At 59.0% G+C, this 12,674-nt stretch carries 13 protein-coding genes and 2 pseudogenes; 5 read left to right on the plus strand and 10 right to left on the minus strand.

Annotated features, from left to right (window positions below):
• Nucleotides 1-8 precede the first annotated feature (8 nt).
• Nucleotides 9-173: pseudogene (locus LUB09_RS00575) on the minus strand (IS3 family transposase); the annotation flags it as partial.
• Between the two features lie 85 nt (nucleotides 174-258).
• On the opposite strand from LUB09_RS00575, the gene tnpB reads away from it, so the two are divergent.
• Genes tnpB through LUB09_RS23965 form a run of 3 tightly spaced genes read left to right on the plus strand, consistent with a single transcriptional unit; the run spans nucleotide 259 to nucleotide 1,208 of the window.
• Nucleotides 259-618: an IS66 family insertion sequence element accessory protein TnpB gene (tnpB, locus tag LUB09_RS00580; RefSeq protein ID WP_231421269.1), complete on the plus strand. Its 360-nt coding sequence runs from the start codon at nucleotides 259-261 to the stop codon at nucleotides 616-618.
• An 18-nt stretch (nucleotides 619-636) separates the two neighbouring features.
• A complete protein-coding gene (locus LUB09_RS23960) occupies nucleotides 637-864 on the plus strand; it encodes a hypothetical protein (RefSeq protein WP_442964088.1) in 228 nt (75 codons plus the stop codon).
• On the plus strand, nucleotides 774-1,208 hold the full coding sequence (locus LUB09_RS23965; RefSeq protein ID WP_442964083.1) for a hypothetical protein: 435 nt from the start codon (nucleotides 774-776) through the stop codon (nucleotides 1,206-1,208). Before LUB09_RS23960 ends, LUB09_RS23965 begins: the two co-directional genes overlap by 91 nt.
• A 645-nt stretch (nucleotides 1,209-1,853) precedes the next feature.
• On the opposite strand, the gene LUB09_RS00590 is transcribed toward LUB09_RS23965, so the two are convergent.
• Entirely contained in the window at nucleotides 1,854-2,429 is a 576-nt protein-coding gene (locus tag LUB09_RS00590) for a hypothetical protein (protein ID WP_231421270.1), read from the minus strand.
• 194 nt (nucleotides 2,430-2,623) lie between these two features.
• Entirely contained in the window at nucleotides 2,624-3,307 is a 684-nt protein-coding gene (gene deoC / locus LUB09_RS00595; RefSeq protein WP_231421271.1) for a deoxyribose-phosphate aldolase, read from the minus strand.
• A 126-nt stretch (nucleotides 3,308-3,433) separates the two neighbouring features.
• Here deoC and deoR point away from each other — a divergent pair, with 126 nt between their 5' ends.
• Nucleotides 3,434-4,192 carry a DNA-binding transcriptional repressor DeoR gene (gene deoR / locus LUB09_RS00600; RefSeq protein WP_231421272.1) on the plus strand — a complete coding sequence of 253 codons (759 nt, stop codon included), beginning with the start codon at nucleotides 3,434-3,436 and terminating at the stop codon, nucleotides 4,190-4,192.
• Here the strand turns inward: deoR and LUB09_RS00605 are convergent.
• The 5 genes and pseudogenes from LUB09_RS00605 to LUB09_RS23975 all read right to left on the minus strand — a co-directional run.
• Nucleotides 4,189-5,235: an aldose 1-epimerase family protein gene (locus tag LUB09_RS00605; protein ID WP_231421273.1), complete on the minus strand. Its 1,047-nt coding sequence runs from the start codon at nucleotides 5,233-5,235 to the stop codon at nucleotides 4,189-4,191. The two genes, deoR and LUB09_RS00605, sit on opposite strands and share 4 nt — an antisense overlap.
• Nucleotides 5,232-6,566: an L-fucose:H+ symporter permease gene (gene fucP / locus LUB09_RS00610; RefSeq protein ID WP_231421274.1), complete on the minus strand. Its 1,335-nt coding sequence runs from the start codon at nucleotides 6,564-6,566 to the stop codon at nucleotides 5,232-5,234. Before fucP ends, LUB09_RS00605 begins: the two co-directional genes overlap by 4 nt.
• A gap of 28 nt (nucleotides 6,567-6,594) precedes the next feature.
• Nucleotides 6,595-7,515, minus strand: coding sequence for a ribokinase (gene rbsK / locus LUB09_RS00615; RefSeq protein ID WP_231421275.1), 921 nt, complete (start codon nucleotides 7,513-7,515; stop codon nucleotides 6,595-6,597).
• Nucleotides 7,516-7,678: 163 nt separating this feature from the next.
• Nucleotides 7,679-8,542 carry a methyl-accepting chemotaxis protein gene (locus tag LUB09_RS23970; protein ID WP_373460621.1) on the minus strand — a complete coding sequence of 288 codons (864 nt, stop codon included), beginning with the start codon at nucleotides 8,540-8,542 and terminating at the stop codon, nucleotides 7,679-7,681.
• Nucleotides 8,537-9,292, minus strand: a pseudogene (locus tag LUB09_RS23975) (MCP four helix bundle domain-containing protein); the annotation flags it as partial. The pseudogene LUB09_RS23975 and the gene LUB09_RS23970, both read right to left, overlap by 6 nt.
• Nucleotides 9,293-9,499: 207 nt before the next feature.
• Between LUB09_RS23975 and LUB09_RS00625 the strand changes: the two are divergent.
• A complete protein-coding gene (locus LUB09_RS00625) occupies nucleotides 9,500-10,357 on the plus strand; it encodes an SDR family oxidoreductase (protein WP_231421276.1) in 858 nt (285 codons plus the stop codon).
• 146 nt (nucleotides 10,358-10,503) lie between these two features.
• Here LUB09_RS00625 and LUB09_RS00630 read toward each other — a convergent pair whose 3' ends face one another.
• Nucleotides 10,504-11,418: a site-specific integrase gene (locus tag LUB09_RS00630; RefSeq protein ID WP_209981962.1), complete on the minus strand. Its 915-nt coding sequence runs from the start codon at nucleotides 11,416-11,418 to the stop codon at nucleotides 10,504-10,506.
• A gap of 108 nt (nucleotides 11,419-11,526) precedes the next feature.
• A complete protein-coding gene (locus LUB09_RS00635; protein ID WP_231421277.1) occupies nucleotides 11,527-12,345 on the minus strand; it encodes a M949_RS01915 family surface polysaccharide biosynthesis protein in 819 nt (272 codons plus the stop codon).
• Nucleotides 12,346-12,674: the final 329 nt, after the last annotated feature.

The raw sequence follows: 12,674 nt of genomic DNA on the forward strand, positions 1-12,674 counted from the left end.
CTGATTTTCTAGACACTCTTCAAGCTCGCGGTGTTGCGCTTTTCAAACTCTACCGGTGACACCTGATCGTTGAAACCATGACGTCGTTTTGGGTTGTAAAACATCTCGATGTAATCGAATACATCCGCTTGAGCATCTTGCCGAGTGATGTAGATTTTTCTCTTGATTCGTTCGTAAGCGCTCCATGAACCCCATATTCAAAGCCGCCGCGTGATCCCGGATGCTGTGCTCCCGATTTCTTTCTGGAGCCCATTAGCCATGATGCGTCCCGACGCAAAAGTCGAAAAAGTGTATCTGTACCCCAAGCCCGTCAACTTCCGAAAGTCCATCGACGGTTTAGCGGCCTTGGTCGAACTGGACATCAAGGTCGCGGTCTTCGACCCCGCGCTTTTCGTCTTCCTCAACAAGCCACGCAACCGGGTGAAGATTTTGTACTGGGAGCGTAACGGCTTCTGTCTTTGGCTTAAGCGCCTAGAGTCCGAGCGTTTCAAAACATCGCCCGATGTGACGGACGAAGCGATTGTCCTTACCGTTCAGGAGCTAAACTGGCTGCTCGACGGTTTTGATCTCTGGCGTAACCGTCCCCATCAGGTTTTGACGCCGCGATTCGTGGCCTGATTCGGTATAATCCAGGGCATGATTCCGCTGCCCAAAGATCTTCCTGACGACCCTGCGCTGCTCAAACAATTGCTTGAGCAGATGTTGCTTGAGCGCGAAACGAGCAAGGGCCGCATTGTCATCTGGAAGAAGAAAATGCGCTGCTACGCCAGCGCTTGTTCGGACGTAAGTCCGAGCAAACAGCCGATCCAGCGACGCCACAATTGGCCCTGTTCAAAAGCCGAAAGCGTCGTCGAAGCTCGCTGAAGAAGAGGTTGTCGCCCTCGCCAAGCGCCGTGGCAAGCGTAAGCCGCTGCTGCCGATCTGCCGCGCATCGAAGTCATCCACGAACTGCCCGAACACGAACTGACCTGCGCCTGCGGTTGCCGCAAACACGCCATTGGCTTGGATGGCGATCTCGGTTAATTGCAGATTATCAATCGTATCCGCTATTACTTGAAGATGAGAGATCGCGTCGTAGAGGTTCTTGTAGCCACTTTCGCGGAGAAATCCTACGACGCGGTCAAAATCGCCTCGCGTCAACTGTGTGGGGGTCGGATACGCCGCGTTCAAACAAGGTGTTATACAGCCGCCGGACGGCAATATTGTAGGCCGTGACCATCGAAAACCTCAGGCTCCGGGTGCGCTGCAGATATACGATTAAGGCCTTGCAAAAATCCTGGAAATCCAAGGGGAGGGCAGCTTTAGGAGGAACAGAATAGCCATACTTTCAAGCGATTGCCGGTGAGTTTCAAAGGTGATGGTCTGTTGCTTTAAGCGCTGCGGCAGCCAATGCTCGACCGACCACAGCGTTGACTCCCACGGAGTCGTAATCGGTAATGACTGAAAAATCGCTTGCTCCCGGTTAATGAAACCTTCGAGGCTCTCCCGTGCCCTAGACAGTGTCATCAGCGGCATCCTCCGTGTGCTGCCGGCAGCGTTCGATCGTAGCGCTTACTGCCAGGATGGTTGTCTGATGCTGGGCGAGGGGCCGGTTGTGAATGAGGTCTCCGGCTTGTTCTGCCATGTCAATGAACCGTTGGGCTTCTCGTTGCAGCGCCTCATTCAATGACTTGCCATGAACACGAAGTACATGGCCCGTTGAGAGAGTGGACGCCAGAAGCGGGTTTTTCTAATCAGTGGCTTGGGCAGCTCATGAACATCTATGACATGACCTGTCGTTTAACATAATATACATTATGCGTACCTCACTATGGAGGTTTGGGGGCCGGTGGTGGTCAGATTTGAAGCCACGCTCATGACGGATCGGCCTGCTCGGAAGCCTTGGGTTGGAAATCAGCCGGCGTCATTCCATAGCAGACAATGAATACGTCCTGGCAATCTTGCTCGCGGTACCACTGCACAACGTTCTCGATCATGGTGTCCAGGACGCGAATCAGCGTGTCGCTATATCCTTTGCGCGATCTGGCCTCGTATGGATATCGGGCGTTTGTGAAAACATTACGGTAACGCTCAATCCATTCTTCCTCATGGTCGAATCGAAGTCGCGACCGGATATCAGCAGGCACCGCATAAAAAAGCGTGAGTAGATCGTGCTTATCAACGCGTTTGTCATCAGCAGCAATCTTGCCAGCGTGCTGCAGCTCGCGATGAGCGTCATTGATCAACTTGAGGTCTAAGTCATACGTTTCATTGACCTGACCATGGTTGCCGCTGGGCCGGGCGACGAAGCTTTTCAACAAAATCTCCATACCGATCGCTGCATTGACCTGGGCAACAGCCATCATGTCGTACCCAGTAAGCAAGTATTTCGCGGCCTCACAATAACGGTAAGCGCTTTCGATCATCCAAGGTGTAAGGTGCTGCTGCATCAAAATTCTCCATAATTTGAGCTACCCCTAGCTCATTCTTGAACGCTAGCGTGCATGCATGAACGTTAGCGATCATGCATGACCTACCCCTAGGTCACCAGATGAGCTACCCTCCTCCTTATAATTCATTAAAGGCATAACTAAACTAAATGACTATTTAGTTGAGTTAAGTCACAAAGCGAACCAAATGCTCTTCAGTAGCCACTGCCTGCCGTCACCGCTCCCCCCACAATCGCAATCCCCGAACTGCTACCCAACCGAGTCGCCCCCGCCTCAATCATCTTCACCGCCGTCGGATAATCACGCACCCCACCGGATGCTTTTACCCCAATACCGGCGCCCACGGTCTTGCGCATCAGGGCTACGTCTTCAACGGTAGCGCCGCTGCGGCTGAACCCGGTGGATGTCTTGACGAATGCCACGCCCAGGTCGCGACAGATCTCGCATGCCTGAACCTTCTGTGCGTCATTGAGCAGGCAGGTTTCCAGGATGACCTTCAACGGCACGGCCGCGCACGCCTTGTGCACCTGTGCAATATCGTCGCGCACGGCGTCCAGCAAGCCGTCCTTCAGCCAGCCGATATTGAGCACCATGTCGATCTCCCCTGCCCCGGCCGCAATGGCTCGTTCGGCTTCGAAGGCCTTGGTGTCACTCAGGCCGGCGCCCAGGGGGAAGCCCACCACCGCGCAGATCACCACGCTTTTATCGGTCAGGCACGAAGCCACGTAGGGCACCTGCCCGGAATTGACGCATACCGAATAAAAGCCATGTTCCCGCGCTTCGTCGCACAGGGTCTTGATCTGATCAACGGAGGCGTCGGGAGCCAGCAATGTGTGATCGATGTACTTGGCCAATGCGGCGGGTGGAAGACTGTTCATTTAATGGCCCCTTGCCTGTATGTTTCCAATAAGTGTGAAGCGCTGTCACAGTGCTCACATAATCCGTTACAATAGTAACACTTAATGTTGCTTATTTAACATCATCAATCAAGCCCTGGAATACGCGTGGACAGTAGAAAAGCCGAGCGACTCAAGCTTATCCAGCAAGCCCTGCAGGACCAGAACGCCATTCACCTGCGGGAAATGGCGGCCCTGCTGGACGTTTCCGAGATGACCCTGCGCCGCGATCTCGCTCACTTCACCGAGCACCTGCGCCTGCTGGGCGGCTATATCACCCGGGTCGGCAATGAGGTCGGCGATTACCGCGTGGCCGATCAAGACACTCGCCACGTCGAGGAAAAACGCCGCATTGGCAAGCTCGCCGCCCAACTGATCCAGCCTGGCGACACGGTGTTTTTCGACTGCGGCACCACCTCGCCGTTTGTGATTGATTTCATTCCCGATCAGTTGGAATTCACTGCGGTGTGCAGTTCGCTGAACGTGCTGCTCAAGCTGCAGAACAAGCCCAATTGCCATATCGTCTTGTGCGGCGGCACCTTTCACCGCAAGAACCAGGTTTTCGAAAGCAGTGCCGAAAGCAGCATTCTCGACAGCGTGCGCCTGACGTGGGCCTTCGTGACCGCCGCCGGCGTCAGCCAGGCATTCGGCGTGACCTGCTTCAACTTCAATGAGGTCGAGGTCAAGCAAAAGGTCATACGCCAAGCCCAGCAACGGGTGCTGCTTGCCGACTTCAGCAAGTTCGACACGGTGCGCACCGCTCACTTCGCCACCCTGGAAGACTTTCAGTACGTGGTCAGCGACAAGAAAATCCCGCGCAGCTACAAAGAATCCATCTTGGCCAGCGGTGCGCAATTGCTGGTTTAACCCAGCACCGTTTGCCGCTCCTGCGCACTCAGGTAGCCGGTGGTCAGGCTGAACGAAGCGCTGGCGCCGGTGGCCAGTACCCGCACGTTACCCTTGGCTTTTTCGGCGTTATACCCCTCGGGTTCGCAGGTGGACGGCAGCACGAACGCCGCCACCTGCTGATCCGGCGTGTAGAGAATCCAGCGCACGGCATGCTCGAACTGCTCGGGGCGGTAACGGGTGTAAAACGCCGCACCGTCGGGATGATCCAGCAGAAAATGCGCCTGGCCTGCGGCGTCCGTGCCCACGCCGTCGAAGAAAAACACGACTTCCGGGTCGTACAGCGATGGCTGATCGAGACTGGCCAATTGCGCCGGATGCTCGACCAATTGCGCCATGTAGGCGCTCCAGGCCGGTGTCGGTTTGACGTGGTCCGGCACGCTGGTGCGCAGGCGTTGGCGTTGCATGCCCAACGGCTCGACGAACCGCGCACCCGCCACATAGGCGTAGTTCATATGGGCCATGTACATCAGGTCCATGGGTTTGCCGGCCAGGTTGGTCACCGCCATGCCGATATCGAACAGGGCCGAATCGGCGCGCAGGGTCACGCTGGGGCATGCGCGATAGCGATCGCCAAAGCCTTTGGCGTATTCGTACGAACCGTTCAGGCTCACGCAGTCTTCACCCAGCTCCAGCCAGGCCGTGTCCATCGGCGCGCAGGGCATCTCGCCGTGCAGCGCGTGGGTGTCCTGCGGCGCCGGGCAGCCGTTGCGCAGCAGGCCGCTGTGAAACATGAAACAGCCGTAGGTATCGATGATCGTCGGGCTGGGTCGGGGTTGCTCGAACAGGTTGGGCATGGTCAGGTCGCAATCGTCGAAGACGGCGGACCAGATCATCTGCCCCTGATAAGGCAACAGCACCAGACGACCACGGCTGTTTTCCAGGCTCAGGGCCTGCACGCCGGACGGATAGGTCCAGGCACTGACCTTGAAGGCCTGCGACTGCAGGATAATTTTCTCCTGCTCGCCGAACAGCGCGGGGTACAGCGGGATACGGGTACTCATGAAGCCACCGCCCCGGCTGCCGTCAACGGCTCGCGGCCTGGCTGGCGCATGCACTTGAGTGCGTAGATGACGATCACGATAAAGCACAGCGACGGCACGCTGTAGGCCAGTTGCATATTGCCGCCGCTGGCGTCGGACAGCAGGCCCTGGAAGATCGGGATGACGCCGCCGCCGACGATGCTCATCACCAGCAGTGAACCGCCAACGCCGGTGTCTTCACCCAGGCCGTCGATGGTCAGGCCATAAATGGTCGGCCAGCAAGGACCGAGGAAAATACTCACGCCGACCGCTGCATACACTGCCGAGATATTCGGCACCAGAATGGTGTAGGCCAGCAGCACGATGCACAGCACACCGTAGATCGCCAGGACCTTGGCCGGGTGCAGGCGTCGCATCAACAGGTTGGCGATCATCTTGCCGACAAAGTAGGCGGCAAAGGTGGTCATCAAAAACCATGAAGCGCTGCGCTCATTCATGCCGCCCATTTGCATGGCCAGGCGAATGGTGAAACTCCACACGCCGACCTGGGCACCCACATACAGAAACTGCGCCAGTACGCCAAAGGTAAAGCGCGGGTTACGCCACAGGCGACCGAGGCTTTGACGCACGCTGCTACCCGCCTTGCTGCCGGCAGGTTTATTGCCCTTGCAGGCGGGGAAACGGGTGATGGCGACCAGAATAAACATCAGCACCAGCACGGCAATCATCCACTTGTAGGGCAATAAGGTGGACTGAATCATCTGCAACTGCTGCACCGCCGCCTCGGTGGCGCTCATCTGCGTCAGCTGTTCGGTGGTGGCGTCAGTGGACTTGAACATCACAAAGCTGCCGACATACACCCCGGCCATTGCGCCGAATGGGTGGAAGGTCTGCGAGATGTTCAGGCGCCGCGTGCCGGTTTCCCGTGGGCCCATCAGCGTCGAGTAGGTGTTGCAGGCGGTTTCCAGAAACGACAGGCCCGCAGCGATCACGAACAGCGCCAGCAGGAACATGCCGTACTTGGCGGTGGACGCCGCCGGAAAAAACAGCAGGCAGCCGAGCATGTACAACAACAGCCCGATCAGAATCGTGCTCTTGTAGCTGAAGCGCCGCACCACCATCGCGGCCGGAATGGCCACGAAAAAGTAGCCCAGGTAAAACGCCGACTGGACGAACGCGGTCTGGAAATCACTGAGCATAAACGCTTTCTTGAAGTGCGCGATCAGCACGTCGTTCATGCTCGCCGCAGCGGCCCACAGTGCAAAGATGCTGCACAGCAGGATAAAGGCGAACCAGGGCGTGCGGTTCAGGTAGAAACCGTCGGGTGTCTGTTGCAGCGCAGGTTTGTTCATTATTGTTCTCCGGGCTGGGTTGAAGGTGTTACGGCTGTTGCTGGAAGCGCGCGAACGCTTCGCCGTCGGGATAGGAAGACTGCGTGCCCAGCGCCATGACCGAGCATGCCGAGTACGCCACCGCCTGCTCCATGGCCTGCTGAATATTGCCGTCGCGGTTCCAGTGGTGAATGAAGCAACCAATAAAGGCATCACCGGCGCCCGTGGTGTCGCGGGCCGCAACCTGGCGGCCCGGCACGCGGAACTCGCCCTCCTCGCCCACGTACAGCGCACCCTGTTCGCCCAGCGTGACGATGACGTGGCGAATGCCGCTGGCAACCAGGGTGCGTGCAGCGGTTTGAGCGGCGGCCGGTGAGTCCACCACCTGCCCGGTGATCAGCGCCAACTCCGATTCGTTGGGGATCAGAAAATCCAGTTGCGCGAGATGCTCAGGGCTCAAGCTCGCCAGGGCCGGCGCCGGATTGAGCAGCACTGCAATACCGTGCCGGCGTGCGAATTCGATGGCGTAGTACACCGTCTCCAGTCGGATCTCCAGTTGCAGCACGATCAGCGTGCACTCACGTAGCTCGGCCGCCGCCGCATCAATGTCCGCCGGCGCAAGATGCGCGTTGGCGCCCTTGACGATAAGAATGCTGTTGTGGGAATCGGCGCGCACAAAAATCGGTGCTACACCACTGGAGACGCTAGCCACCCGCTGCACATAACGGGTGTCGATACCAAAGCGCTGAAAATTGGCCAGGGTGTTGTCGGCAAACATGTCGTCGCCAACCTTACTCACCATCAGCACCCGCGACCCGAGCTTGGCAGCCGCCACCGCCTGGTTGGCGCCCTTGCCACCACAACCCAGGGCAAAGTCCGGCGCTTCCAGGGTTTCGCCCTGGGCCGGCATGCGGTCGATGTAGGTAATCAAATCCACCATGTTGCTGCCGATGACTGCGATCTTGCTCATTGCTATTCCACCTTGTTGCGGCACGGCCAGGCAGGTCATGTCGCTCTTGTTTTGTTATTTAAATAACATATGGTGTGAATATTCAATCTTTTTTTGCGGTGTAGCATCGAGTCCAGGCAAAAAAAACCGGCCCATGGTGGGCCGGCGCGTTGCGTAGCGAGCGTTACAAGCTGAAGCGATCCACCGATTGCGACAACTTGCCGGCCAGCCCGGACAAATGGTCGGTAGTGGACGCGGTTTCGCCGATCACCCGGCTGTTGTTTTGCGACATGCCGGCGATCATCTCGACCTGATGGGAAATTTCATTGCTGGCCAGGCTCTGCTCGCCGATGGTGCGCGAAATGTCGTTGACCAGCTCGGTGGTGCTGAGGGTGGCCTGCAGGATTTCGCGGATGGCCCGTTCGACCTCGGCGGTCACGGCCATGCCTTTGTCCACCTGGGCGACGCCCTCCTCCATGCTGGTCACCGCCTCACGCGTACTCTGCTGGATGCGTCCTACCATGCTGGCAATTTCCTGAGTCGAGGCGCTGGTGCGGCCTGCGAGGCTGCGCACTTCATCGGCCACCACCGCAAAACCACGACCCTGTTCACCGGCGCGAGCGGCCTCGATCGCGGCATTCAGGGCCAGCAGGTTGGTCTGGTCGGCGATGCCCTTGATCACCTGGATAATGCTGTAGATCGCCTCGGACTCTTTGTCGAGGGTACGGATGACCTGGGCCGATTGCTGCGCCGAGCGGGCGATGCCGTCCATGTCGCTGACCACCTGGTGAATCACTCGACCACCGTCCTTGGCCAGGGCTTCGGCCTGGTTGGCCATGTCCAGGGCGCGCCCGGCATGCCGGGTGATTTCCTCGATGCTGGCGGTCATTTCGCTGGCAGCGGCCGCCATGGTGCTGGCCGCGCCGCTTTGCTGCTGGCTGCTGTTGGCAACCTCGTGGCAACCGTGGCTCAGTTGCTCGCTCATGTGGTTGACCTCATGGGCGTTGCTGCGCACTACCTCGATCATGCCGCGCAAGTCGCGCTGCATGGTCGCCAGGCTACTGATCAGCATGCCCGCTTCGTCCTTGCGCCGAGGCTCGGTGATCGGCTCGCTCAAATTGCCCCTGGCGATGCTCGCGGCAATGCGGCTCGCGGTCTGCAGCGGCCCCATGATGCTGAGGATGACCCAGCGGCCCTGCGTCAGCAGCAGCAACAGGCTGACGATCAACACCACGCCCAGGGTCAGGTTGGCATTGCTGAGGGTTTGCCGGGTGCTTGCGCCGCTCTGTTCGGTGTTGCCTTCGATCACCTCGCTCAAGGCGGCCATCTGTTCTTCCAGGTGACTGAACGCACTGTTGAACGTATCCAGTTCGGCGCGGGCGGCTTCGGGGTTGTCCAACGCCAGGGCGACGATGCGCTCACCCGCGCTGATATAGGTGTCCAGGCTGGGCTTGAGCTTTTCCAGGTTGGTCTTGAGGGTGGCGTCCAGCGGCAGCTTGAGATTATCGCCCAGCACCTGGCGGAAGTGCTCGGCATGTTCTCTCAGCGACTGGGTGACCTCGGCCTTGGTGCTGGTGCTCTTGCCCAGTCCCACCAGCATCGCCGACAGCACGTCGGCGCGCAGGGCATCGTGCATCATGTCCGCTTCCATGTGGTTGCGCAGCACCGTCATGCTCACCGCGTTATCGGCCACGGCTACGCCCATGCGGGTGTTGCCCAGGTAACCGGCCAGGCTCATGACCAGCGCCGTGAGCAGTCCGGTCGCAATCAACAGCATCAAGCGTAGTCTGATCGTCATGCCTTATCCCCTGTATGGGCCGCCGATTGGCGGTCCTGCCGCTAGTAGCGTTATCGGCAGTGATCACAGGACTTTTAGGTAAATTTCAGCAGCGCGCCGCTAGGCGGGTATCAACCACTCGTCGGGCCTGCGCCGCATCCATCACAACTATCGCCGGAGCCAAAACTACTAATCCCATAGCACCCTTGGAAATCTATGGAGATTGTTATGACTGACTACCCACGCCCTCCCTTCGCCCCACAAGCCCAAGCCGTGCCAGGCACTCAAAAGAAGATGGATCCGTACCCTGACTGCGGCGAGCAGAGCTACAAAGGCTCCGGTCGGCTGGCCAACAAGATCGCGTTGATTACCGGCGCCGACAGCGGCATAGGTCGCGCTGTCGCCATTGCATTCGCCCGTGAAGGCGCCGATGTGGCCATCGCCTACCTGGACGAACACGAAGACGCCCGGGAAACCGCACGCTGGGTTGAAGAAGCCGGCCGTCAGTGCCTGTTGCTGCCCGGTGACATCGCGCAGAAAGCCACCTGCCAGGCGCTGGTGGACAAGACCGTCGAGCAGTTCGGCCGCATTGATGTGCTGGTCAACAATGCCGCGTTCCAGATGAACCACGAAACCCTCGAAGAGATCGAGGATGAAGAATGGGTCAAGACCTTCGATATCAACATCACCGCGATGTTTCGCCTCTGCAAGGCCGCTTTACCGCATATGAAGGCCGGCAGCTCTATCATCAACACCAGCTCGGTCAACTCCGACATGCCCAAGCCAACCCTGCTGGCCTACGCCGCCACCAAGGGCGCCATCGCCAACTTCACCGGTGGCCTGGCGCAGTTGCTGGGCAGCAAGGGGATTCGCGTCAACAGTGTCGCCCCCGGTCCGATCTGGACGCCGCTGATCGTGGCCACCATGACCGATGAAGACGTGCAGAGCTTCGGCAGCGAAACCCCACTGGGCCGGCCGGGCCAACCAGTGGAAGTGGCGCCGATCTACGTGTTGCTCGCCTCGGATGAGGCCAGTTACATCTCCGGCTCGCGCTACGCGGTGACCGGTGGCAAGCCGATTCTCTAATACCCCACGCAATGTGGGAGGGGGCTTTCTCCCGATAGCGGTGTATCAGCCAAAAAATGGTTGCCTGACACACTGCAATCGGGAGCAAGCCCCCTCCCACCTTTTGATGTTCATCAAACGTTGCTCTTCATCCAGGCGGGCGACCGCTACAGGTCGAACCTGTCCACCGCGCGTCGCCGCTCGTTATCCTCGCGCACGTCATAACTGGCGGTGGTCTGGATATTGGTGTGGTGCGCCAGCTTCTGCGCAATCGACAGGTCATGCTCCTCGATCACGCGGGTGATGAACGAGCGGCGAAAGTCGTGGGGCATGATCTTCACCCCCACCTGCTCCCCGCGCTGGCGGGCGATGTAATAGATCGCATGCTTGGTGATGCGCTCGCGGGTGATATGACTGCCCCGGCGTATACGGTTGAACAGGAAGCTGTCGTCCTGCTCGCCCTCCTTGAGCTGTTCGCGACGAAAATCCAGCCAGGCCGCAAGCTTGGCGAATGCCCAATCCGGCGCGTACTTGACCAGTTCCTTGTTGCCCTTGCCGATCACTCGCAGACTGCGCTCCTGGAAATTGACCTGCGCCAGGTCCAGGTTCACCGATTCCGACTTGCGCATGCCCGAGCCATACAGAATGCCGATCACGGCCGCGTCGCGCAGGCCCTGGGGGCGTGGGTCGGCGGCGCACACGTCCATCATTTCGCGGATCAGCGTGCGCCGCAGGTTGCGGCCCTGGCTGAGGCGACTGCCCGCGGTGGCCTTGACCGTGCGCATTTTCAGCAGGTGCTCCTGGCTGATCAGGCTCATGCGCCATGCCTCGTTCATCACCCCGCGCACGGCATTCACATACAGCGATGAGGTATTGGGCGCATAGCCGTCTTCGCGCAGGGCGGCGACGAGGGCGATCACGTGTTCGGGTTGCAGATGGTGCCAGTCGATGTCTTCGAGGTTGATGTCATCGAAGCCCAGGCGGTCGGCCGCGTCTTGCAGCACGTAGCGCATGGTCAGTTGGCTGGAGGGGGCCAGGCGGGTGAGATAGAGGGTCAGTGGGTTGCGGATAGACTCAGTCAAGGTAGATCAGCCTTTGGATTAAATACATCGAGTAATCGATTGATTAATCGAGGTATTTAGTGAATTGGCGAGGCCTGAGTCTAACGCAGGATCAGCCCCCGCACCACATCACGGCGCCGAGTCTTCGTCTACGGTGGGTTCCTGCGGCTGGGGTTGTGCCTGGGCCTGTCCCCACTCGGTGTCCTGCTTTTTCATCAGCGCAAACCAGTGCTGGCGCATGAAGGTCAGGTAGCGCTCGGGGGCCTTGGCAAAGTCTTTCTCATCGCCATAGCACCCCGGCAACGGCAGTTCGGTGCCCTGCTCCTTGTACTGGCTGACCAGCGCCTGTTGCGCAGCCACGCTGCAGTCGGTGGGCAAGGGCATGCCGCGCAACGCGCCAAGCTCTTCGTCCCACCACGCGGCGCCGTAACGGTCGACACCGCGCAGCCGGTACTTCTGGGACTTGCCCACATGCATGATCAGCTTGAATTGATTGGGGCTGACGTCGCTGGCGCAGGTCAGCGAATAGCCCACGGTGGCCTGGGTGCTGCCGTCTCCCGCGAGGTCGGTGACCCTGGTGGCCGCCATGTCGAAACGCAGCGCCGCATCGAATTCGCAGCGTTGCACGTCGTCGTAGAGCATCCACATGCGCCTGGGGCGGTCACCATCGATCAGGTACTGGGCCGCGTAGACGAATGCAGACTGACTGCCATCGTCGTCCCGCTCGCTGATTTGCTCGGCGAGCACCAGCAGGTTCTTGCCCTGGCGATCGTCCCAGGTGAACGCCGCCACCTGCTTGCCGCGCACTTCGACGCCGTCCGGCACCTGACTGACAGGCGTGAGCGCCACCCCTTCATCGGCCCGCACCGTACCGACACAGGCCACGGTCATCATTAAACCGATCAACGCAGGCCGCAATTGGCCGCGCAAAAGCTGCACGCTATTCATCCGACTACCCTGGCACGAGATGGCTTACTTTACCGGCACTTGAGGCGTAATGCAGAGAAGATTGTTGAATAAAATCCGCTGGCTAATCACAGACGACGGAGTCGCGCGCAATGTGCAGTTGGCTGTCCCCGTTTTTCGGGCCAAATCTTGCCTGCAGGCCCCTGACTGCTTAGCTGAACCCTAGCTGTCTACCTGTCAAATAAACGAGTTTTTCATCAGGCTTTCATATCTGTTCAACATTTTTGCGCTTAATCTTGAACACAGTACTTCACAGCAAACCGCGCTACACAGGCTAACCTGTTGATAATGTTCCAGCTTTGATACCGCTC

The organism is Pseudomonas sp. Leaf59, from assembly GCF_920984685.1.
GTDB lineage: Bacteria > Pseudomonadota > Gammaproteobacteria > Pseudomonadales > Pseudomonadaceae > Aquipseudomonas.

Bases quoted from the DNA above. Each gene is read 5' to 3' on its own strand.
- LUB09_RS00590 (WP_231421270.1), bottom strand. From the start codon at position 2,429: ATGCAGCAGCACCTTACACCTTGGATGATCGAAAGCGCTTACCGTTAT.
- LUB09_RS00605 (WP_231421273.1), bottom strand. From the start codon at position 5,235: ATGAGTACCCGTATCCCGCTGTACCCCGCGCTGTTCGGCGAGCAGGAG.
- LUB09_RS23970 (WP_373460621.1), bottom strand. From the start codon at position 8,542: ATGCAGCGCGACTTGCGCGGCATGATCGAGGTAGTGCGCAGCAACGCC.
- LUB09_RS00635 (WP_231421277.1), bottom strand. From the start codon at position 12,345: ATGAATAGCGTGCAGCTTTTGCGCGGCCAATTGCGGCCTGCGTTGATC.
- LUB09_RS23960 (WP_442964088.1), top strand. From the start codon at position 637: ATGATTCCGCTGCCCAAAGATCTTCCTGACGACCCTGCGCTGCTCAAA.
- deoC (WP_231421271.1), bottom strand. From the start codon at position 3,307: ATGAACAGTCTTCCACCCGCCGCATTGGCCAAGTACATCGATCACACA.
- tnpB (WP_231421269.1), top strand. From the start codon at position 259: ATGATGCGTCCCGACGCAAAAGTCGAAAAAGTGTATCTGTACCCCAAG.
- LUB09_RS00625 (WP_231421276.1), top strand. From the start codon at position 9,500: ATGACTGACTACCCACGCCCTCCCTTCGCCCCACAAGCCCAAGCCGTG.
- rbsK (WP_231421275.1), bottom strand. From the start codon at position 7,515: ATGAGCAAGATCGCAGTCATCGGCAGCAACATGGTGGATTTGATTACC.
- fucP (WP_231421274.1), bottom strand. From the start codon at position 6,566: ATGAACAAACCTGCGCTGCAACAGACACCCGACGGTTTCTACCTGAAC.